Raw genomic sequence first — 291 nt, 5'->3', positions numbered from 1 at the left:
TTGCAGAGCAGTCAAATTTATTAGCATTAAATGCTGCAATTGAGGATGCGAGAGCTGGAGAAGTAGGAAGAGGATTTGCAATTGTAGCAGATGAAGTGCGAAAGTTAGCAGAACAATCAGGACAGTCTTCTACGGAAATTGGAAAACTAGTAAAAGAGATACAATTTGTCATAAAAGAAACAGTAAGCTCTATGAAGCAAGTTGGAACAGAAGTACAATCAGGACTTGTAGTTGCAAATGAAACGAAGCAAAGCTTCGCTGAAATATTGAAGTCTACAGATGATACAGTTG

1 protein-coding gene is annotated in these 291 nt (G+C 37.8%); it reads left to right on the top strand.

Translation table 11 applies throughout. The features are described 5' to 3' along the window. Positions 1-291, top strand: a 291-nt coding sequence (locus ACSG5Z_RS31395) for a methyl-accepting chemotaxis protein (RefSeq protein WP_435712904.1), incomplete at both ends; no start/stop codon positions are given.

Origin of the sequence: Bacillus pretiosus (genome assembly GCF_051294775.1) — a bacterium.
GTDB classification, from domain to species: Bacteria; Bacillota; Bacilli; order Bacillales; family Bacillaceae_G; genus Bacillus_A; species Bacillus_A wiedmannii.
The sequence above is the reverse complement of the archived record's forward strand: the minus strand, read 5'-3'. Positions and strand labels throughout refer to the sequence as shown.